This window comes from Hydrogenophaga sp. Root209 (assembly GCF_001428625.1).
Classification (GTDB): domain Bacteria; phylum Pseudomonadota; class Gammaproteobacteria; order Burkholderiales; family Burkholderiaceae_C; genus Hydrogenophaga.
Map to the genome: position 1 here is coordinate 530,337 of NZ_LMIE01000029.1, position 20,894 is coordinate 551,230.

Annotated in this window: 19 protein-coding genes and 1 pseudogene; 4 read left to right on the forward strand and 16 right to left on the reverse strand. The window is 65.6% G+C overall.

All coding sequences use genetic code 11. From position 1 onward, the window contains the following. Positions 1-796: 796 nt before the first annotated feature. Positions 797-2,893 (forward strand): autotransporter outer membrane beta-barrel domain-containing protein, encoded by a 2,097-nt coding sequence (locus ASE11_RS16050; RefSeq protein WP_056273660.1) that lies wholly within the window; start codon positions 797-799, stop codon positions 2,891-2,893. A gap of 156 nt (positions 2,894-3,049) precedes the next feature. Here ASE11_RS16050 and ASE11_RS25445 read toward each other — a convergent pair. The 3 genes and pseudogenes from ASE11_RS25445 to ASE11_RS16055 all read right to left on the reverse strand — a co-directional run. Continuing rightward, positions 3,050-3,394: pseudogene (locus ASE11_RS25445) on the reverse strand (VOC family protein); the annotation flags it as partial. A gap of 46 nt (positions 3,395-3,440) precedes the next feature. Next, entirely contained in the window at positions 3,441-3,614 is a 174-nt protein-coding gene (locus tag ASE11_RS26230) for a hypothetical protein (protein WP_164474145.1), read from the reverse strand. A 6-nt stretch (positions 3,615-3,620) separates the two neighbouring features. Then, positions 3,621-4,613: an AraC family transcriptional regulator gene (locus ASE11_RS16055; protein ID WP_056274304.1), complete on the reverse strand. Its 993-nt coding sequence runs from the start codon at positions 4,611-4,613 to the stop codon at positions 3,621-3,623. Between the two features lie 91 nt (positions 4,614-4,704). Here ASE11_RS16055 and ASE11_RS16060 point away from each other — a divergent pair, with 91 nt between their 5' ends. Further along, the gene (locus tag ASE11_RS16060) at positions 4,705-5,844 is read left to right on the forward strand and encodes an FAD-dependent monooxygenase (RefSeq protein ID WP_056273663.1); all 1,140 of its coding nucleotides are present in this window, start codon (positions 4,705-4,707) and stop codon (positions 5,842-5,844) included. Positions 5,845-5,871: 27 nt separating this feature from the next. Here ASE11_RS16060 and ASE11_RS16065 read toward each other — a convergent pair whose 3' ends face one another. Genes ASE11_RS16065 through ASE11_RS16075 form a run of 3 tightly spaced genes read right to left on the reverse strand, consistent with a single transcriptional unit; the run spans position 5,872 to position 8,998 of the window. Beyond that, on the reverse strand, positions 5,872-7,107 hold the full coding sequence (locus ASE11_RS16065) for an acyl-CoA dehydrogenase family protein (RefSeq protein WP_056273666.1): 1,236 nt from the start codon (positions 7,105-7,107) through the stop codon (positions 5,872-5,874). Between the two features lie 22 nt (positions 7,108-7,129). Further along, complete coding sequence (locus ASE11_RS16070; RefSeq protein ID WP_056273669.1) at positions 7,130-8,122, reverse strand: Bug family tripartite tricarboxylate transporter substrate binding protein; 993 nt, start codon at positions 8,120-8,122, stop codon at positions 7,130-7,132. A 30-nt stretch (positions 8,123-8,152) separates the two neighbouring features. Continuing rightward, the gene (locus tag ASE11_RS16075) at positions 8,153-8,998 is read right to left on the reverse strand and encodes an IclR family transcriptional regulator (RefSeq protein ID WP_200959363.1); all 846 of its coding nucleotides are present in this window, start codon (positions 8,996-8,998) and stop codon (positions 8,153-8,155) included. 114 nt (positions 8,999-9,112) lie between these two features. On the opposite strand from ASE11_RS16075, the gene ASE11_RS16080 reads away from it, so the two are divergent. Continuing rightward, positions 9,113-10,324, forward strand: a complete 1,212-nt coding sequence (locus tag ASE11_RS16080) for a CaiB/BaiF CoA transferase family protein (protein WP_056273672.1) — start codon at positions 9,113-9,115, stop codon at positions 10,322-10,324. 67 nt (positions 10,325-10,391) lie between these two features. Here the strand turns inward: ASE11_RS16080 and ASE11_RS16085 are convergent, their stop codons facing one another. The 5 genes from ASE11_RS16085 to ASE11_RS16105 are packed head-to-tail and all read right to left on the reverse strand — an operon-like array spanning position 10,392 to position 15,738. Then, positions 10,392-11,135 carry a CoxG family protein gene (locus ASE11_RS16085; RefSeq protein ID WP_056273676.1) on the reverse strand — a complete coding sequence of 248 codons (744 nt, stop codon included), beginning with the start codon at positions 11,133-11,135 and terminating at the stop codon, positions 10,392-10,394. Next, the gene (locus ASE11_RS16090; RefSeq protein ID WP_056273677.1) at positions 11,125-11,601 is read right to left on the reverse strand and encodes a (2Fe-2S)-binding protein; all 477 of its coding nucleotides are present in this window, start codon (positions 11,599-11,601) and stop codon (positions 11,125-11,127) included. The genes ASE11_RS16085 and ASE11_RS16090 overlap by 11 nt, the downstream gene beginning before the upstream one ends. A 3-nt stretch (positions 11,602-11,604) precedes the next feature. After that, positions 11,605-12,471 carry an FAD binding domain-containing protein gene (locus tag ASE11_RS16095; RefSeq protein ID WP_056273680.1) on the reverse strand — a complete coding sequence of 289 codons (867 nt, stop codon included), beginning with the start codon at positions 12,469-12,471 and terminating at the stop codon, positions 11,605-11,607. Continuing rightward, complete coding sequence (locus ASE11_RS16100; RefSeq protein WP_056273683.1) at positions 12,464-14,752, reverse strand: xanthine dehydrogenase family protein molybdopterin-binding subunit; 2,289 nt, start codon at positions 14,750-14,752, stop codon at positions 12,464-12,466. Before ASE11_RS16100 ends, ASE11_RS16095 begins: the two co-directional genes overlap by 8 nt. Before the next feature lie 5 nt (positions 14,753-14,757). Beyond that, positions 14,758-15,738, reverse strand: coding sequence for a Bug family tripartite tricarboxylate transporter substrate binding protein (locus ASE11_RS16105; RefSeq protein WP_056273686.1), 981 nt, complete (start codon positions 15,736-15,738; stop codon positions 14,758-14,760). A 248-nt stretch (positions 15,739-15,986) separates the two neighbouring features. Between ASE11_RS16105 and ASE11_RS16110 the strand changes: the two genes are divergently transcribed. Continuing rightward, positions 15,987-16,523, forward strand: coding sequence for a MarR family winged helix-turn-helix transcriptional regulator (locus tag ASE11_RS16110; RefSeq protein WP_156406377.1), 537 nt, complete (start codon positions 15,987-15,989; stop codon positions 16,521-16,523). Between the two features lie 19 nt (positions 16,524-16,542). On the opposite strand, the gene ASE11_RS16115 is transcribed toward ASE11_RS16110, so the two are convergent. The 5 genes from ASE11_RS16115 to ASE11_RS16135 all read right to left on the reverse strand — a co-directional run bounded on the left by ASE11_RS16115 (position 16,543) and on the right by ASE11_RS16135 (position 20,871). Continuing rightward, entirely contained in the window at positions 16,543-17,508 is a 966-nt protein-coding gene (locus ASE11_RS16115) for a PDR/VanB family oxidoreductase (RefSeq protein WP_056273689.1), read from the reverse strand. A 10-nt stretch (positions 17,509-17,518) separates the two neighbouring features. Continuing rightward, entirely contained in the window at positions 17,519-18,547 is a 1,029-nt protein-coding gene (locus ASE11_RS16120) for an aromatic ring-hydroxylating oxygenase subunit alpha (RefSeq protein WP_056273691.1), read from the reverse strand. A gap of 40 nt (positions 18,548-18,587) precedes the next feature. Further along, positions 18,588-18,812, reverse strand: a complete 225-nt coding sequence (locus ASE11_RS16125) for a recombinase-like helix-turn-helix domain-containing protein (RefSeq protein ID WP_056273694.1) — start codon at positions 18,810-18,812, stop codon at positions 18,588-18,590. 19 nt (positions 18,813-18,831) lie between these two features. Then, positions 18,832-19,806: a VOC family protein gene (locus tag ASE11_RS16130; protein ID WP_056273697.1), complete on the reverse strand. Its 975-nt coding sequence runs from the start codon at positions 19,804-19,806 to the stop codon at positions 18,832-18,834. Positions 19,807-19,989: 183 nt separating this feature from the next. Beyond that, the gene (locus ASE11_RS16135; protein ID WP_056273699.1) at positions 19,990-20,871 is read right to left on the reverse strand and encodes a transglutaminase-like domain-containing protein; all 882 of its coding nucleotides are present in this window, start codon (positions 20,869-20,871) and stop codon (positions 19,990-19,992) included. Positions 20,872-20,894: the final 23 nt, after the last annotated feature.

Consider the following 20,894-nt stretch of genomic DNA (forward strand, 5'->3'; position numbering starts at 1 on the left):
TTGGACCTCGGTAGTCGCGCGCGGTGAGATTCCGTACCTGGGCGCAATGCGGACGTTCGTTCTAAGCCCACCGTAGCGCGCAACCAGCAACCCACCCCGCCCAGCTCCGAGTCACTCGTTGGACATGGTTTCGACGGGCCGCCACCTCCGTGACAGCTTCGAAGCCCTAAGACGCCAACTGCTCATGAACTCCAGAGCAATGACCCACCAAAGCCATGGGAGCTTCAAGTGAAGAGTGATGAATCAACTGCGTACGCGTAGACACGACAGGTCAGATGCAACTCGAAACTGACCGTTGTTTCACCATCAATTCGAGTGATGACAGGGCCTTTTAGCAATTAGCCTGAAAAGGCTTGAGACACCGGCTTGGGAAAGCCCACGAGCGGAGGAAAGCGCCTTCGCCCGGAGGTCCACAAGCGGCACAGAAATGGTCATTCTGCCGCGCACAACTCTCCCATCAATCTTCATGAACTACATCCCCAGCGTTGCGCGTTTGACCTCACATGGCCGAAGCAAGGTAGTGCCTCAAGCCGGACAGCAGCGAGGCAAGAGCAACGTCAATATCGACAAACTCGCCTCACGACATGCTGTGTCGGCCGCCGCTGTAGCTGCCTTCGTGTTGCTGGCAGGAAACCCGTTGCTCGTGCATGCGTGCACTGGGGGGGGCAACATCACGCTCACCGGGTCAAGAAGTTCCTTTTGCGACCTGGTAGCCAACACCTCGCTGACCATCGCTCCCTCAGGCGTCATCAGCAGGCCGAGCTCTGGAATCGTGGTGCAGTACCTGAGGTCTGGTGTGTCCATCCTGAACCAAGGCACCATCGAAGCCAGGTTCGAAGGCGTCTACAACGCTGGACAGATCACCCAGCTCACCAATTCCGGCTCCATCACTGTCTGGCCCTCCACCGTTGCAGGCTACTACGCCATCGTCAACTACGGTGAGATCGGACTCCTGACGAACATGGCTGGCGGCATCATCGGAAATGCCTCCAGTTCCTACGGCATTTACACATTTGGTGCGAACACCACGATCACCAACGAGGCAGGAGGCTCCATCGGGGGGAATCGCGCTGCCGTGTATGCCCGTTACGAACCCATGACTTTGAACAACGCGGGCGCCATCATCGGCAACGTCGATGCCGAGTTGACCACCCTCAACCTCCTGGGTACCCAAGCCAGCATCACCGGGACGGTGGTCAACACGGGGGGCTCAGTGAACGTTCGCAACAGCGCTGACTTCACGCCACAGAACACCTTCAATTCCAGCACCTTCCTGATCGAGAGCGGCGGCACCTTGCGCGTTTCAGGTACCGCTTACGCGCTGACCGTTCAAAGCACCGATGGGGACGCCTTTCGCAACTCTGGCACCCTGGATGTGGCAGAAGGTTTGATGGCCAACGTGCAAGGGAACTACACCCAGAGCGGCACGCTGCGCATAGGTGCCAGCAGCACCAGCAGCTATGGTCGCCTGGCCGTGAACGGCAACGCCACGCTCACCAACGCCGCACGCTTTGAAGTAGATGTGAACGGCTCCAACACTCTGGCGGTGGGCCAGACGCTGACCGATGTGTTGACGGCTGCCACCCTGTCCAACAGTGCCCCTGCGCACAACGTCACCGACAACAGCTACCTGTTCGATTTTGAGTCGGTGACCCATGGCAATGCAGTGGACCTTGCGATCGTGGCGGCTGCGGCGCCGCCCGCACCCGGCCCGACACCCGTCGGCATCGTCTCTGCCGTGCTGCAGAACAGCCTGCGCAGCGGGGCACCCGCCGCCGGTGTGCTCGACGGCTTCATCCGTGGCGGCGCCACTGGCAACGACTTCGACAACGTGGTCACCAGTCTGGGACAGTTGCCCGACAGCCGCTCAGTTGCGTTGGCCGTGGGCCAGACCATGCCTTCACTGCACGGGAATGCTCCGGCGACGCTGATGCACCTTGCAGCCAACACCGGGGTGGTGATTCAGCAGCAACTGCAGGCGACACCCCTGACCAGCCTGCTGGAACGCTACCTTGCTGTCGGCGGTAGAGCAGTCGGCGGCAGAGCAGGTGGCGCCAATCCCCCAGGCCAGCGCTTGTGGGTCAAGACCTTGGGAAACCGGGTCGAGCAGGATGCAGTGGGTGGCGCCAGCGGCTACAAGCTGACCACCGACGGGCTCATGGTGGGCACACAAACCGATCTCAATGAAACGACCACGCTGGGCTTTGGTCTGGGTTACCTGACCAGCAATGTCGACGGTCAGGACTTCGCTGCCAGCCACAGCAGCGACATCGAGAGCGTCCAGCTGGTGAGCTACGGCCGTGTCACCCTGGACAGCACCGGCTGGAAAATGAACTGGCAGGGCGACTTCACCCGTAGCCACGTGGAGTCCGAACGCAACATTTCCTTCATGGGCCGGATCGCGCAGGCCGACTACGACGGAGTCGCCTTGCACCTTGGCGTGGGTATCAGCAAGGCCTACCAATTAAACCTGCAGACCACCGTCCGACCGATGGTGGCATTGGACTGGCGACGCTTCAAGGCGGAGGGCTACACCGAAACCGGTGCCGGCGCACTGAACCTGCAGGTCGACGAACAGACCGCGCATGAAGCGATCCTGAAAGTGGGGGCGCAAGTGCAGCAGCAGTTCACGCCGAAAACCCAGTGGCTGGCCAGCGCGGCTCTGGGCTATGACCTGCGCAACCAGCGCAACGCTGTGACCGCGCGCTTCACAGGCGGTGGGGTGGCCTTCACCACCGATGGACTGCCAGCCTCACGAGCGCTGGCGGAACTGGGCATGGGCGTCCTCTACAAGGCCAACGACAATCTGGATGTGGTTGCCCAGTACGATCTTCGGCTTCGTAAAGGGCTGCGCGATCAGACCGCTTCGGTTCGGCTGAACTGGGCGTTTTGAAAGATGGCGCCTTACGATTTCAACGACTTGCTCACGCCAACTTGAGCGCAGTGAAATGGAACGCTTGTCCGGTCTTGCGTGGATGGTTGGTTGACGTCGATGGTGCACGCGCTGATGTTGTGAGCCGAGGCAATTGGCCTCGATCACGAGCCGGTGCCCGTCGGGCGTTGCGACCAGAAACTCACGCATGCCGTGCGGCTTGTCAGCCGGCGGCTGCAGTATCAGCGCGCCGCGCTGGACGAATTCTTCGTGGAGCGCATCGACATCGTCGACGTGCAGGTAGCCGAAGTAGCTGTGGTCACCCGTGGCGGACGGCAGGACGGCGTCCGGGCAGTGGCCGATCATGATGCGCACGCTGCCGCGTGCCAGCAGCTGCCACCCGTTCCCTGCGGGCCACTCGGCCTTGAAACCCAGGGTGTCCCTGAAGTAGGCCGTGCTGCGCTCGAGGTCGGGCACGGCCAGCACGAACGCAAACGGGCGCAGCGGGTTGGACTGGGGCACGGGGCTTCCTCCGGGTGTCGTGGTGGCAGGCTGTGTGGCGCGCTGCCTATCGGCAAACGATGTCGCCAGCGTCGAGCGCGGGTGGGCGCAACAGGTCGTCGTCAATCCCCATGACCGCGCTGGCCCGTTCCACCGCCTGCCACAGCTGGGCCGGCATCTTCAGGATGTCTTCGGGTGAGTCGGCATTCGCAATCGCGTTGACGCTGGCAAACAGCAGCATCCTCCTTCAATCCGCAGGCGCCGACGCCGTGTGCGGACTGCCCATCGCCGTGCGCCGGGCCACCTCCCGCTTGGCATACGCCGTCGGCGACAAGCCCGACCACCGCCGAAAGGCGCGCGCAAACACCTTGTCGGAGTCGTAGCCCGCGCCTTGCGCCACCTGGGCCAGCGACAGGTGCCGTGCTTCGAGTTGTTCGGCCGCCAGCGCCATGCGGTGGCCGCCCAGGTAGCCCATGGGCGTGTCGCCCACCAAGCTCTTGAAACGGTCGCTGAAGCGCGAGCGCGACATGGCCGCCTCGCGCGCCAGGGCTTCCACCGTCCAGCCGCGCGCGGGCTCTCGGTGCATGGCGGCGATGGCTCGCGCAATCGAGGGATCGGACAGGCCGCGCCACCAGTTGGCCTCGACTGGCCCTGCCTGGCGCAACAGATGCTCGCGCAGGATGTTGACCAGCAGCAGCTCGCCCATGCGGCTGGCCGAGAGGCGCCAGCCTGGGCGCTGGTCCAGCGTTTCATTGACCAGCGCCTCCATGGAGCCGGCCAGGCTGACCGCCGTGGACAGCTCGCTGGCGCGCACGTGGATGAGCGGCGGCAGGACGCTCAACACCGAGTGCCGGCAGTAGGCCGAGAACCACAACAACGCGCTGAACATCTCGCAGGCCGCACCGCCTCCGCCGTGGTGCAGCTCCAGCGGCGCCTCGTCGCGCGCGCCCGGGATGCGCTGCGTCAACAGCTGCGCAAAGGGCACGGTGGGCGCGTCGGGGTGGGACCCCATGCGGTGCGCCGCACCGAGCGGCATCATCACCAGATCGCCGGGCTCCACGCGCAGCGGGGCGCCACCGCCGGCCGCTTCCACCCACCAGGGTGCGCCGCGCGCCAGGCGGATCATGGCCGCGCCCGATACACCGTTCGATTGCAGGCCCCAGGGCGCGGACAAGTGGAAGCGGGCCGTCACCGCGCGCTCGGCGCGGCAGATGGCGAGAACTTCACTGAGGACATCCATGGACGATTCGTCCCTTTTTAGAGCGTCAAAGCGGTTGAGCGCGCAGGGTGCGCGCTGAACAATGCGTGCATCGTAATTGCAGGAGCAGCCCATGAGCGGTTTGAAGATCGGTATTGCCGGCGGCGGCGTGGGCGGACTGGCCGCCGCCATCGCTTTGCGTCAGCAAGGCCATGACGTCACGGTGTTCGAGCAGGCCAAGGGCTTCTCGCGCGTGGGCGCGGACATCAATCTCACGCCCAACGTGGTGCGCGCCATCGACGGCCTGGGCGCGGGCGCGGCAATTCGCGAACGCGGTGCGCGCCCGACCTTTCGCATCAGCCGCGACTGGGACACGGGCAAGGAGACCTCGCGCCTGGGCATGGGCAACATCGCCGAAGAACAGTACGGCGCGCCGCAGGTCACCATCCACCGCGCCGACATCATCAACGCGCTGGCCGAGAACTTCCCGCTCGAAAACATCCAGTTCGAAAAGCGGCTGAAGGCGCTCACGCAAAACGATGCAGGCGTGACGCTGCGGTTCGAGGACGGCGGCGAAGCCACGTTCGACGTGGTGGTGGGCGCCGATGGCATCCACTCGCGCGTGCGCAGCGCCCTCTTCGGCGAAGAAAAGCCGCGCTTCACCGGCGTGGTCTCGTTCCGCTCGGTGGTGCCCACCGAGCGCGTGAAGCAGGTGCCCGAGATCGAGGCCTTCACCAAGTGGTGGGGCCCCAACCCGCAGAGCCAGATCGTCACCTTCCCGCTCAACCAGGGCAGGGAGACCTTCGTCTTCGCCACCACCGGGCAGGAGAGCTGGACCGAGGAGTCGTGGACCAGCGAGGGCGACGTGCACGAGCTGCGCGGCTTCTACAAAGACTTCCACGCCGACGCGCGCGCGCTGCTCGATGCCTGCGACAGCACGCTCAAAAGCGCGCTGTACGAGCGCGAGCCGCTGCCGCAGTGGTCGGTGGGCACGGTCACGCTACTGGGCGATGCCTGCCACCCCATGCTGCCCTTCATGGCGCAGGGCGCGGGCATGGCGATTGAAGACGCGGTGGTGCTCGGCCGCGCGCTGACTGGCGCCAGCGATCGCGAGCAGGCCGCGCAGGCGCTGCGCCGCTACGAGAAGACGCGCCAGCAACGCACCGCGAAGATCCAGATCGGCTCGCGCGGCAACCAGTGGATGAAGGGACCGGGCAACGCCGACTGGGTGTATGGCTACGACGCCTGGAACGAGCCGCTGGCCGAAGCCTGAACACCTGCCCGCCTTGGGCGCCGCGGCTTAGTAGTCCACCAGCGAGCCTTCGCGCAAGCTGGGGTTGCGCTGTGCGCTGCCGCTGCGGCGCACCACGTCGCGGCCAATCACGGTTTTGTGTACCTCGCTGGAACCCTCGCCAATCTGGTTGAGCTTGGCATCCCGGAAGAAGCGCTCCAGCGGAAAATCCTTCAGGTACCCTCTGCCGCCGGTCAGCTGCAGCGCATCAGTCACCACCTTCATGCACAGGTCTGTCGCCTGTTGCTTGGCCATCGACGCGTAGACGGCCACGTCGTCATCGCCTCGGTCGTACTTCTGGGCTGTCACAGACAGCAATGCACGCGCGGCCTCCACCTGCGACACCATGTCCGAGAGCATCCACTGTGCTCCTTGGTGGGCACCAAGGGCCTTGCCGAACAGCGTTCGATCATTCATGTACGTGGCGGCAATCTCCACTGCGCCGATCGCGCGGCCCAGGGCCATGGCCGCATGCCCGATGCGCGCACGCAGCAAGGCATCCTGTGCGAGTTCGAAGCCGTCACCGATCTTGCCCAGCAGGTTGCCCGTGGGCACGCGAACATCCTTGAACTCGAGCGAAGAAATGGGGACGCCGTACCACCCGAGCTTGTCCACCTCCGGGCTGATGTCAAAGCCGGCCGCATCCCGTGGCACCAGCACCGCGATAAAGCTCGATGGAGCCTCCTCCGACCGGCCCACGACCATGAACCAGTCGGCCGTCGTGCCCCGGGTGATGAACTTCTTGCGTCCATTGACGACAAACTGATCCCCCTCTCGCCGAACGGTGGTCCGCAATCCGCGCACATCGGAGCCGGCTTCGGGTTCGGTGAGCGCAAACGCCGCCTGGAGTTGGCCCGATCGCAGACCCGGTAGCAGCGCACTTTTCATCTGCGGGCTGGCCCCCGCGACAATGGCCCGGCAAGACAAGTCCGCCCCTGTGATGAGCGAAGCCGAGGCACTGCACACCCTGCCCAGCTCCTCGATCACGCGGATGCGCAGCACCTGGCGGGCATCTGTGCCACCGTACTCGGAAGGAAAGGCGCTCCCGATCACGCCTTCATCGGCAAGCAGTCGGAAGTTGTCCCAGGCAAACTCGTCTTTCTCGGCCACCTTGTGGGCATTGGGCCCAATGTGGCTCACCACCAGGCGACGCACCTTGTCCAGCATCTCCAGCTCCTGCGGGTTCAAGTCGTGCAGGAAATGCTCACCAAAAAGCCGCCTGGCTGCCGTGCTGGTCTCGTTCATGCCGTGCTCCTGTCGATGGTTCTCAGTTGTTGGGCTGGATGCCAGCGCGCTTGATCACCGCAGACCACGCTGACACTTCCCTCGTGAGGAATTCATCAAAGGTGGCACCCGACTGAGGGGCTCCCTCCAAGGCGAGCTCCTTGAAGGTGGTCTGGACTTCGGGTTGCTTCACTGCAGCGGCCACGTCCGCGGACAGTTTGCGGACAACCGCCTCGGGCACCTTGGCCGGCGCGACCATTGCGAGCCACGTGCCCACCTGGAAGTCGGGAAGACCCGCAGCCTCGGCCACGGTCGGCACATCGGGCAGGGCTGAGGAACGGTAGTCCGTCGTGACAGCCAACGCACGGAGCTTTCCCGTCTTGATATGGGGCAGCGCCAGCGAGGTGGACATGGGCATCATGTCGACCCGACCCGACAACAGATCGGCCATCGCATCGGGCTGGCCCTTGTAAGGCACATGCGTCAGGCGGATACGGGCCATCTGGTTCAGCAGCTCACCCGTCAGGTGCGACGAGGTACCGATGCCGGAGCTGGCGTACGTGAGGTCCGCACCATTCTTTCTAGCTAACTGGATGAATTCCTGCATGGTCCCGGCCTTCACGCTGGGGTGGACCACGAGCACATTGGGGATCGCACCAAACCCCGCGATGCCCTTGAAGTCCTTGACCGGGTCCCAACCCGTGTTCTTCTGGAAGAACGGCATCACGGCATGCGAAGGAGACACCATCAGGAGCGTGTATCCGTCGGCCGGCGAATTCGCCACGAAGTCCGTGCCGATGGCGCCACCCGCACCGGTGCGATTCATGACCACCACTGGTTGCCCATACTGCTTGCCAAGCCTCTCGCCCACCACCCGGGCAATGGAGTCCACCACGCCACCGGCTGGGTACGGCACGACGATTCGAATTGCCTTTGTCGGATAGGCCTCTTCCGCCACCGCCAACATGGGCATGCACGCGCTGCCTGCCACCAGTGCCGCAGCCATGCCCAACACCGTCCTTCTTGATCCGTTCATGTCTTGTCTCCTGATATGGATTGAATGCCACTAACCGGGATGCAGGCCGTACGAGGTTTCAATCTCGTGCACGGCTTGCTTCAACAAAGGCAACACCTCGCGAACGAGCGTCTGCCTTGCGTTCTTGTGTGCGTACAACGTGCCGTTCATGGAAAGCGCTGGCTCGCCTGGAGCGCCCTTCAATGGCACGGCGATCGTGTACAGCTCGCGGTCCCATGCACCAGAGGACAGGCAGTAACCCTGCTCCGCGAACAGCTTGCCGTTTTCATCCAGGCCCTTGCTGTACTGGGCAAACATCTCGCCGTCATGCAGCTTCAGGTAGTTCACCAGTGCCAGCTTCTGCGGCCGCGGCAACCCATGAATCAGCACATGGCCCATCGAGCTGACCAGCAGCGGGTAGGTGGAACCGATATCCGGCAGGTACTCGTTGCGCCCGTCTGCACGCACGGAATCCACATAAACGATGTCGGTCCGGTCGCGCAGACCCAGGTTGACCGTGCAGCCGGTCTGCCGGGCAATGCCGACCATGAGAGGCTTGGCCAGCTGGCGCGTCTTCATGCTCGCCAGCAGCGGGTGGCCCAGCGCCAGCACGCCTGAAGCCAGGCGGTACTTCTGCGAATCCACGTCCCTGGACATGTAGCCCAGCATCCCCAGGGTATAGGTCAGACGAGACACGGTCGGCTTGGGCAGGTCTGTGCGATCGGCAATCTCGCGGTTGCTCAGCACAGGGTGGGCCGCGGTGAATGCACGCAACACTTCCAGGCCCCGCGCCAACGTCATGGCGAACTGGCGGTCGAGGGCCAGGTCGTGCGGATGGATGAGCCCTGGAAGGGTGATGGAGGACACGTTGCGTCGCTTGGATGAATCTGCAGGCATGGTTGGTCACCTCACGTTGGCCGTCAATCGAGTGTTTCGCACAGCGAAACAAACATTGTTTCAGGCCTGCCGACTCCGGATACTGGTGACTTCACCCAGACGCCCGGACTCCCCATGACACATCGGAACAACGCGAAGGGCGCCCTGCACGGCGTTCGCATCCTGGACATGGCCACGGTGCTTGCCGCGCCAGTGGGCGCAACCATGTGTGCGGACCACGGTGCCGAGGTCATCAAGCTGGAACTGCCCGATGGCAGCGACGCGCTGCGTGGGCTTCAGCCCATCAAGGACGCGACGCCTTTGTGGTGGAAGGTGGCGAATCGGGGCAAGAAAGGCATCACCCTGGATGTGCGCAAGCCCGAGGGCCGGGAGCTCTTTCTGGAGATGCTGCCGCGCTTTGACGTGTTGATCGAAAACTTTCGCACGGGCACGCTGGACAAGTGGGGCCTCGATATTGAAACCCTACGCGCCCGAAATCCCCGGCTGATCGTGGTTCGCCTGACCGGCTTCGGGCAGACCGGCCCGTATGCCCACAGGCCCGGCTACGCACGCATCTTCGAGGCCATGAGTGGCTTCACGAACCTGACCGGTGAAAAAGGCGGAGTCCCACTGCACAGCAACTACCCCATCGGGGACTATGTAGCCGGCCTGTTCTGCGCTTTCGCGGTCGCCATGGAGGTGGCCCGCTTGCGCGGGGACCCTGCCATCACCGGCACGGAAGTGGATTTGTCGGCCACCGAGGCCTTGTTTCGCTTGCTGGACCCGCTGGCCGTCGAATACGAGCAGATGGGCTATGTGCGTGGCCCCGAGGGCAACTGCGCAAGCTACACCGCACCGTCGAACATGTACCGCACGCGCGATGGCCGCAACCTGTCGCTCGTTGCCTCATCCAATCCCATCTTTGCACGGTTGTGTGAAGCCATCGGACAACCCCACCTGGCCCGGGACCCCCGGTTCAGCACCAATCCGGCCCGGGTCAAACACCTGGCGACGTTGGACCAGATCATTGCCGACTGGTTCGGTGAACACGACGAGCAGGATGTGGTGCGGGCGCTGGAGGCAACCCAGGTTCCCTTCAGCAAGACCAACTCGATCGTGGACATCTTGCAAGACCCCCACTTCGAGGCACGTGGCGCAGTGGTTCGACTGCCCGACCCCGACTACGGCTCTCTTCCCGGACCCTGCATTGTTCCGCGTGTCGTTGGGCAAGCGCTGGATCCACCCGCGGCAGGGCCATCGACCGGCCAACACAACGCGGAGGTCTACGCCAGCTGGGGCGTCTCGGCCGAACGGCTGGGCCAATTGAAGGCCTTGGGCGTGGTTTGATCTTTCCCGGCTTCGCAACGACCAGCGGCACCTGCGGTTTGAACTGAAGACGGACAGGATTCGTCCACTACACCAGCGTGCGCAACCAGGCCGCGCAGTCCTGCGAGGCCAGCACCGGCCAGTGCACGGTGAGGGTGGTGTCGCCGCGGCGGAGTTCCACGCGGATGTCCTGGCCACCTGCCGGGGTCCGGCCGAACAGGCGCGCCCAGAAGCCCACCGCCGCCACCGTGCGCGCCATGGCCGGCAAGGGCGCCGCCGCAGGTGGTTCAACCTTCGCTGCAGCCTGGACCATCTCAGGCGCCCCTTCTGAACGCCCTTCTGGCGCGGCGTCCGGCAGGGCCGGCGCCGGGGTCTGCGGTGCCGCCGCCCCGGCCAGCCGCGCCGCCGCATTCACCCCGAACTCGTCCCACATGCGATCAGCCTTGGTCTTCATCACCCCCAGTCCGAAGGTGCCCATGCGGCCGAGCACGTCCACCCGCACCTTCATGCGCAGCGTGGTGCCGCCGCCCTCACGCTCACCGAGCCACATTTCGCTGTTCTGCTTGAGCGAGCTGGCCACCGAGGCGTCCTCGCCCGTGCCTTCGGCGTGCAGGTAGCGCGGCTCGTCTCGTTCGACGATGCGGGTCTTGAGCTTGAAGCGCGCGCTGATGAAGGCCATCTTCACCTTCATCACCGCCACGTATTCGTCGTCGCTCACCACCTCGATCGATTCCATGCCGGGCACGCAGGCTCCCATGGCATTCGGGTCGAGCAGCAGGGCCCAGACGCGCGCGGGCGGCGCGTCCAGTGACAGGGTCTTCTCAATTTCCATGCATTTTCTCCGCAGCCTTGAGGACGGATTCCACGATCTGGGTGTAGCCGGTGCAGCGGCAGAGGTTGCCGCTGAGACCGGTGCGCACCTCGGCTTCGCTGGGCCCGGGGTTGACCGCGAGCAGCGCGCACGAGGCCATGAGGAAGCCCGGTGTGCAGTAACCGCATTGCAGGCCGCCGCAGTTCATGAAGCTCTCCTGCAGCGGGTGCAGGGCCTCGCCCGTGGCCAGGCCTTCGACGGTGGTGATGGCGCTGCCCCGGGCCTGCACGGCCAGGCTCAGGCAGGACTTGACCACCTCGCCGTCGACCAGAACCGAGCAGGCGCCGCAGGTGCCGGTTTCGCAACCGCGTTTGGTGCCGGTGAGGTGCAGGTCGTCGCGCAGGAAGTCGCACAGCAGGCGCCGCGCCGACACGGTGGCCTGCACGTCCTCGCCGTTGACGGTGAGGTTGATGGGATGTTGGCTCATGGCTTACTCCTCGGGCAGGCCGAACAGGCCCGCGATGTTGCGGCGTGCGACCACCTGCACCATGGCGCGCCGGAACTCGGCGTCGCCTCGCGCATCGGACACGGGCTCGATGTCGGCTGCGACGATGGCGGCGGCTTCGGCCGCCACCTCGGGGGTGACTGCCTTGCCAGCCAGAAAGGCCTCGGCGCGCGGAAGGCGCAGCGGGATCGGCGTGGACGCTCCGACCGCCAGGCGCGCCTCGGTGCACACGGCGCCCTGGCGCCGCGCCACGAAAGCCACACTGACCAGCGGCCGGTGTTCGGCCGCCGTGCGCAGGTAGCGCGCGTAGCGCCCTGCGGCATCAGCGGCCATCGGCGGAACACGTATTTCGGTGAGCAGTTCGTCGGTTTCCAGCGCGGTGGTGTAGTAGTCCACCAGGAAGTCGGCCATGGGCAGCACGCGCTGGCCGCGCGGGCCGGCGAGCACCACCAGCGCGTCCAGCGCGAGCAGGCAGCCGGGCGGGTCGGTGGACGGGTCCGCGTAGCAGAGGTTGCCGCCGATCGTGCCCTGGTTGCGCACCTGGGGGTTGGCCACACGCGCCGCCATGCTGGCCAGCATGGGCCATCGCTCGCGCACGAGGGTCGAGGTGGCCAGCTCGGCGTGCCGTGTGAGCGCGCCGATGCGCAGACCCCCGCCCTCGTCCAGCGAAATGCCGCGCAACGCGCTCATGCGCCCCAGCGAAATCAGATGTGTGGGAGCGAGCATGCGCTGGCGCATGCCGAGCATGAGCGCGGTGCCACCTGCGATCACCCGGCATTCATCGCCCAGGTCGGCCAGCATGCGGCCGGCTTCTCCGACGCTGGCGGGTTCGAGGAAATCGAAATCAAGCATGGGTGGCCCCTTCTGGCCGAGTCAGGGCGCGCAGCGCGGCCAGCACCTTCTGCGGCGTGATGGGCAGGTCGGTGATGCGCACGCCCACCGCGTCGTACACCGCGTTGGCGATCGCTGGCGCGCCGGGCAGGATCGCCGTTTCGCTCGCGCCCTTGGCGCCATAGGGGCCGTTGGGATCGTTCGATTCCACGATGCCGCTGCGCAGCGTCGGCAAGGCATCGGCCGTGGCCATGTTGTAGTCGGCGAAGTTGCCGTTGACGAGCCGACCCTCTTCCAGCTGCAACTGCTCGTACAGCGTCCAGCCGATCGCCTGGGCTGCCGCACCGTTGCTCTGACCATGCACGGCCAGTGGGTTGAAGGCCTTGCCGCAGTCGTCGCTGACGAAGCTGTCCAGCACCGTCACGCGCCCGGTCTCCGTGTCGACCTCGACCTCGACGGCCTGCGCTGCAAAGGAATAGGCCGGGGCGATGTTGCCGAACACCTGGTCGTCGTGCATCTCGGTTTGCGCGTCCCAACTGCCCGTGACGAGGATGCCCTCGCCGCCGTGGCGCCAGATGTGCAGGCGCGCCAGCTCGGCCAGCGTGCGTTGCTGCGCCGGGTTCTCGCGCACGCGCACCAGGCCACCGGCCATCTCCAGCGTGTCCACCGCGACGCCCAGTTGTTCGGTGGCCAGTGCGAACAGCTTGTCGCGCGCAAGTCGCGCGGCGACGATCGCCGCGTTGCCTGCGGCCATGGTCACACGCGAGGCCAGCGAGCCGATGCAGAAGGGCGCGCTGTCCGTGTCGGGCGTGCTCACATGCACGTGAGCCAGCGGAATGTCGAGCTCGTGCGCCACCACCTGGCTGAGCATGGTCATCGCGCCCTGCCCCATGTCGGCCTCGCCGCTGAGCAGGAGCGCGCGGCCGTCCTCGTTGATGCGCAGCACGACGGTGGAGCCGTCCCAGTTGCCAATGGTGCGGTTGCCGCTCACGTGCATGGCCGCGGCCATGCCCACGCCGCGCCGTCGCGCGCCACTGTCGGCGGGTCGGGCGCGCTTGGCAGCCCAGCCGATCGCTTCGGTGCACTGGTCGATGCATTCGAGCAGGCCGGTGCTGCCGACCTTCCAGCCATGCACGGAAGTCTCGCCGCGCCCGATGGCGTTGCGCTGGTGGATCTGCACCGGGTCGAGGCCGAGCTGTTCGGCCATGGTGTGGATGTGGCTGTTGAGTGCGAACAGCATCTGCGTGCCACCAAACCCCCGGAACGCGCCGTGCGGGGGGTTGTTGGTGTAGACCAGCGTGGCGTGCGAGCGCACGTTCTGCAGCCGGTGCATGTTGTCGCTGCGCATGGCGCTGACATGCATCACCTCGTTGGACAGGCCGCTGTAGGCGCCGCACTCGGCGACGATGCGCACGTCCTTGGCGACGATCAGGCCCTCGCGGTCCATGCCCAGTCGCAGCGTGATGCGCTCGGGCAGGCTCGAACAACAGGCCAGGAAATCTTCCAGCCGGTTGTTGACCAGGCGCACCGGTTTGCCGGTCTTGAGCGCGAGCAAGCCAGCAATGAGGTTGTTCGCGTCTTCCACCAGCTTGCCGCCGAAACCACCACCCACCGTGGCCTGGATCACGCGCACCCGCGACACCGGCAGCTCCAGCGCCGAGGCCAGGCGCGCGCGCGCCAGAAACACCGACTGCGTGGAGGTCCAGACCTGCAGGCGCCCGTCGGCGTCGACCATGGCGACGGTCGCCATGGGTTCGAGGTAGCCCGGGTACTGCGCGTGGGTGGTGTAGGTTTCTTCGTGCACGAGATGGGCCGAGGCAAAGCCCGCGTCCACGTTGCCACGCTCGAAGCGGATCTCGTGCGCCACGTTGTCGCGCCCCTCGTGCAGGCCGGGCGCTGCCAGCGCCGCCTCCGGCGTCAGCAGCGCGGGCGTTTCCTCGTAGTCGATCTCGATCAGGTCGAGCGCGTCGCGTGCGATCTCCTCGCTGACCGCCGCCACCGCCGCCACCTCTTCGCCCGCGAAGCGCACGCGCCCCTTGGCGAGGATGTGGCGTTCCTTGTGGTGCACGCCCCATGGGGTGCGCGGCGTGTCTTCGCCCGTGACCACCGCCTTCACGCCCGGCAGCGCGCGCGCGGCCGAGGTGTCGATGCGCACGATGCGCGCGCTCGGGTACGGGCTGCGCAGCACCTTGCCGTGCAACATGCCCGCCACCTTGATGTCGCCCGCGTACTGTGCGCGGCCGAGCACTTTGGCGCGTGCGGTGACCTGGGGGGTGTCCCGGCCCAGCGTGGATTCGCTCATGGCGCTCAGTCCGCCGTGATGCCGAGCTCTTTGATGAGCTTGCCCATCACCTCGTACTCCGACGCGTTGGTCTTGCCCAGCACATCCGGCGTGCCGCCGGCGGGCAAGGCGCCGAAGGTGGCCATCTTCTCGACCACATCGGGCATCTTCAGGATTTCATTGAAGTGGCTGTTGAGCAGCTTCACCACCTCGGGTGGCGTGCCCTTGGGCGCAAAGAACCCGTTCCACGCGCCGACCACCACGTCCTTGTAGCCCTGCTCGGCGAGCGTGGGCACATTGGGCGCCAGCACGGAACGCTGCGCATCGCCAATGGCCAGAGGGATCAACCTGCCCTGCGCAAAGTACTGCGTGACCGGGCCGAGCGTGACCCAGGCGGTGTCCACATGACCGGCCACCACGTCGTTCACCGACGGGCCAACGCCCCGGTACGGCACGTGCATGATCTTCACGCTGGCGGAGCGGTTCAGCCACTCGGCCACCACGTGCATGGGCGAGCCTGCGCCGGGGCTGGCATAGGTTATGGCCTTGCCGCCCTTGGCCGCCGCCACCATCGCGGGCACGGTCTTCACGCCTGCGTTGGGGTGAGCCACCAGCACCAGCGGCTGCGTGGCGGTCTTGATGATCGGCTCGAAGCCGTTCAGCACGTCGTAGCTGGCCGCCGGGGAGAGCTTGAGCACGAATGGCGCCGTGGTGAACGGGTTTGGCGTGAACAGCAGCGTGTAGCCATCGGCCTTGGCGCGGCCGACAAAGGTGTTGCCCACCGTGCCACCGGCACCCGGCTTGTTTTCAATGATCACTGTCTGCTTCAGGCGCTGCGAGAGCTTGTCGGCAAACATGCGCGCCATGGCGTCGGTGTCTCCACCCGGGGGGTAACCCACCACCACGCTGATCGGGCGCTCGGGGTAGGCCTGGGCGATGGCGCTCCCTGCAATCACGGTGCCGGCCACGAAGGCGGCGGCCATCCACTGTCGACGATCCAATTTCATCATTCGCTCCTGTGAAGCTGATTCAGCTGCTTGTGGGGTCCGGCCCGATCGGAAGTCGGGTACCGGTCATGTTTCATACTGGAAACATTGGTTCTCAATAGAGACGGATGCATGGTAGATCGAAGTCGTTGATTGATCAACAAGCAATACCCGCAATCTGACAATTTGTTGCAATTTTGTTGACTGATCAACGTCGATTCCGAGCCACCATGGTGCGCAAGGCTGTTGCTTCCCCGCAGAATCCCGCCATGCGACACGACACACGAGGCAACACGCCCTCCACCCCACCTGCCCCACCCGAAGGCTCGGCCTGCCCTTGGGCCGACCTGCCACCCGACGGCGATGCGCTGGCGGTGCACGATTTCCTCACCACGCTGTTCAGCCACACCAGCAACGCGCTGCGGCGCGCGATCACGCTGCCCTATGCGGAACGATTCGATCTGTCGGTGTCGGAGTGGCGCATCCTCTCGGTACTCGCGCACGCCGGTACGTTGCCCTTTTCAGAGCTGGTGGAACTGGCGGCGGCCGACAAGGCGCAGGTCAGCCGTGCGATGCGGCTGCTGGGTGAACGGGGTCTGGTGGAGATGCAGGCACCTGGCACGAAAAGCCGCAAGGGCCTGGTATGCCTGATGACTGTGCGCGGTCAGGCGCTCTACGAGGAAGTGATACCGATCGCGCGGCGCAGCCAGGCGGCGATGATCCTCTCACTCAGCCGCGAAGAGCGCAGCACGCTGTACACCGTGCTGGGCAAGCTGCGTCGCCAGTGCGAGGCCGCCGGCGGCTGAACCGGGCCTCGCCGGGGGCTCAGATGTCAAGCACGAGCCGGTCGCTCTTGCAGCCCGAGACGCAGACCATCATGGCCTTGTTGGCTGCGCGCTCGGCGTCGGTGAGCACCATGTCGCGGTGGTCGGGCACGCCTTCGAGCACCTTGGTTTCGCACGAGCCGCAAATGCCCTCTTCGCAGCTGAAGGGCACGTCGGCCTTGATCTCGATCAGGCGCTTGTGCAGCGTGGTGTCGGGCGTGACCTCGAACATCTGGCCGCTGCGACGCAGCTCAACCGTGAAGGTGGTCTTCGCGTCGTCTGCCGCCGCCACTTCCACCGCCGTGAAGCGTTCGATGTGGGCATTGGCGTGGCCGAGCGCGCCACAGGTCTTCTCGAAGTTGTCGAGCATCACGGCCGGACCGCAGGCGTAATAGTGTTCGCTGCCCGCCGGCGCACGCCGGCCGAGCAAGGCCTTGAGGTCGGGCGGGCCGCCCTTCTCGTCGTCGAAGTGCCAGGTGACGGGCACGCCCAACGCCTCGATCTCGGCGACGAAGGCCGCGCTCTTGCGCGAGCGCGCGAAGTACAAGAATTCGAAGCTCTTGCCCAGGTCCTTCAGGCGGCGCGCCATGCACAGCACCGGCGTCACGCCGATGCCACCGGCCACCAGCACCGAGTGCGTGGCGTCCTCGTGCAATGCAAAGAGGTTGCGCGGCTCGCTGATGGTGATGCGCATGCCCACGCGCAGCTGTTCGTGCACGCAGCGCGAGCCGCCGCGGCTGGCGCGGTCTTTCAACACGCCCACCACGTAGCGGTGGCGTTCCTGGCTGCTGTTGCAGAGCGAGTAGCTGCGCACCATGCCGTTGGGCAGGTGCAGGTCGATGTGGGAGCCGGCCGCGAACGCGGGGAACACGACATCGGGTGCCGGTCGCAGGTCCACGCTGATGATGTCGTCGGCCTCGAAACTCAGTGTGTGGACCCAGGCCTGCAAGGTGTTGATCGTGCTCATCCCGCGATTCTCACACTGGCTTGTCGAGCTGCGCCTTGGCGAGGTTTCTCAGGTGGCGGCGCAGGCGCACGATGCCCATGTCGTGCGCGTAGAGGTGCTCGCGCTTGTTGGCGTCGGGCTCCATGTTCTCCACCGCCACGCGGTCCTGCTCCAGCACGTTCCAATGGCGCTCTTCCAGGCGGTTCTTGTAGAGAAAGCGCCAGGTGTCGCGCTGCCAGCCGCTCACGCGGCGGCAACGCCAGTGAAAGACGCCCGAGGTGCGGTTGCTGATGGGTGTGTAGCTGCCGATGATGGTGAAGTTGCCGCCAGGGCCACCGGTCTTGGGGTACGGGATTTCCAGGCGCATCACATGGATGCCCAGGTCCATCCACTCGGTCCAGTCGAAGTTGATGCCGCGCTGGCCCTTCTTCTCGAAGATGAAGCCGTTCTCGATGTCGCGGATCTGGAACTCGGCCTGGCTGTCGCCCTCGCTCATGGTGTGCGATTGTTTATGCAGGTAGACGCCATGCATCGGGTCCATCACGTTGTCGACCACGTAGCGGTAGTCACCGCCCCATTCGGTGTAGCAGAGGAAGGACGACCACTCTGGCGAGGTCAGTTCTTCGGGCAGGCGCAGCGGGGGCGTATCGTCCAGGATCGGGTTGCTGGCGTTGTAGAGAAAGATCGCGCCGGCCGCTTCGGTGGCGTGGAACATGCGCGCGGGGCGAGAGCCTTCGAGCTTGCAGCCGGGGCTGCCGGGCACGCGGGTGACGGTGCCGTCGCAGCGCACTTCGACGCCGTGGTACGGGCAGGCCAGGCGGTCGCCCAGGTTCACGCCCAGCGAAAGCGGCGCGCCGCGGTGCGGGCAGTGGTCTTCGAGCGCATGCACCTGGCCCGTGGCGTCGCGCCAGATCGCGATCTTGTAGCCCAGGCGGCGCAGCGAGATCGGGCTGTCCTTCACGAAACCGGACGGGCAAACCGGGAACCACAGGTCCTTGAGGCCGACTTCGAGGACGGCGTCGACCGGGTCGAGCTGGACGTTGATGACAGAGGTATCCATGGTCGTGTCTCCTGGCGGGTGTGCTGAGGGTGGGTGGCGTTCAGGCGCCGAGGCGGGCCATTTCCTGCTGGAAGGACTGCTCCGTCCAGCGCTGGCCGTTGGGGCCGGATGGGCCCGCGTCGTTGAGGTACTTCACCAGGCCGTCGAGGTCGTGAATTCCCTGCGCGTACGCGCGCTCGATCGAGTCACCGAGCAGGCCTTCGTACGAGGTCGGCGGTGAGGTGCGGGACTGGTGGGTTTCGTTGTACAGATCGGGGGTGCGCATGGTGTTGTCTCCTTGGTGGTCATTCCGTGGGTGGCTTGACCTTGTCGGTCATGAACTTGCCGCTGGGTGCGCCGGCGTTCACCTGGCGTCGGGTGTTGCCGTCGATGCCGCCCTTGATGGCCCATTCGGCGAACACGGTGGGGCCGGGCGTGAATTCGCGCGGCTGCCAGTCGGCGGTGAGTTCGTCTTCGTCGGTGTAGTACTCCACCAGCGCGCCGGCGGGGCATTCGAAGTACCAGAACATGGCCGATGAAATCGGATGGCGGCCCGGGCCGAGCTCGGTGGTCCAGCCGGTGCGCGACATGTGCATGCCCCCGCCCACCACTTCGTGCAGATCGCGCACGGAGAAGGCCACGTGGTTCAGGCCCTTGCGTGGCTCGGGTGGCTGCAGCAGGAACAGGTCGTGGTGCCCGCCTTCGGGCGCGCAGCGCAGGAACAGGCCGCGCTGCGGGTAGCTGTCGGAGACGACGAAATCCAGGTTCTCCGTATAGAACGCGCCGGTGGCCTTGATGTCGGTCACGAAGAACACGACGTGGCCCACTTCGACCGGCGTGGCGCGGTCGTAGGCGGGGCTGCGCTGGTTCACGCGCTTGCGCTCGCTCCAGGTGTTGACGATGGCGCTTTCGATCTTCACAGCGCGTTTTTTCGTGAGCTGCAGGCGCACGGCAAGGCCGTTGGGGTCGGGGCAGCCGATGCGGCCGTCGGCGTCGACAAAACCGGGTTGGCTTTGCAGGCGGCCGCGGTAGAGCGCCAGGCTTTCGGGGGTGTCCACGCCCCAGACCACTTCGCGCAGCGTCGGGTCGGGCTCGACGCCAGCGGGCAGGCCCGGCTTGTCGGAATGGGCCACCACCACGCGGCAACCATTGAGCGATTCGAACACCAGCTCTTGCTCAGCTTCGCTCACCAGCGTGAGCCCCCAGTCCAGAAAGAACTGGCGGCAGCGCGGCAGGTCGGCGGCGCCGTAGGTGATTTGGTCGATGCCCAGTACGCTCATCTGCAGTCCTTGAAGTGCCTGGTCGCTGCGACGGCCAAACGTTTCTTTAGTAAACCCGTGTTTCTTACTTGAAACGAACTGAATTCTACCGGCAAACGCGCAGCGTGTGAAGGGGCTTCGCAGAGTAATTTGCTCGGCTTTGTGCCGAGGGCGCCTGCAGCACCCCGGCCGAGGAGCGTGGCCTTAAAGGGCCGCTTGCCAGCCGCCGTCGGTGGACAGGGCCTCGGGCCGGTGCACCGGCATGAGCCAGCCATGCCGGGCGCTGGTCTGGGCCGAGATGTCGATGCGCGGCGCGTGCGTGGCCACGTTGCCGAAGATCGTGGCAAACGAGGCGTCGGCTGCGTCGCGCCCGGTGCCGATGCGCACGAAGCCCATGGGGATCGCCGTGCCCGACGGGTCGAAGATGTACCAGCGGTGGCCGATGTAGGCCTCCACATAGGCATGGAAGTCGGTCGGGCCCAGGGCCGGGTCGGCACCGAAGTCGATCGCGGTGGTGAAGCGCGCGGGGATGTTGAGCGCGCGGCACAGCGCGATCATGAGGTGCGCGAAATCGCGGCACACGCCCTTGTGGTCGTTGAGTGTGTCCAGCGCCGAGGTCATGGAGTTGCTGGTTCCCGACTCGAACGTGACCTGGCTCTGCACCCAATGCTGGATCGCCTGCACGCGGCGGTAACCCGGCGGCATCTGGCCAAACAGGTCGTTGGCCATGGCCGTCACGCAGTCGGACTGGCAGTAGCGGCTGGGGTAGATGTAGGTCAGTGCCTCGGGCGGCAGTTGGCTGATGGGCGTTTCGAACACGCTGTCGGGCTGGGCCACGTGGTGCACGATGTCCAGCGTGGCGCGGTAGCGCAGCTGCAGCGGGCCGGGGCTGGCGCTCAGGCGCAGGATGCGCGTGCGGGTGGCGGGATCGGTGTGCATGACCATGGGCACGGGCTGACTGACTTGCAGCTCTTCCCAGACCACGGTCTGATGTGGGGAATGCGCGGCCTGGACGTTGAAGATGAAATCGCCGCTGGGCTGGTTGACCTCGTATTGCAGGTCGATGGCGAGGTGGATGCGAACCATGGGATCACCGTGAAGAAAAGAGT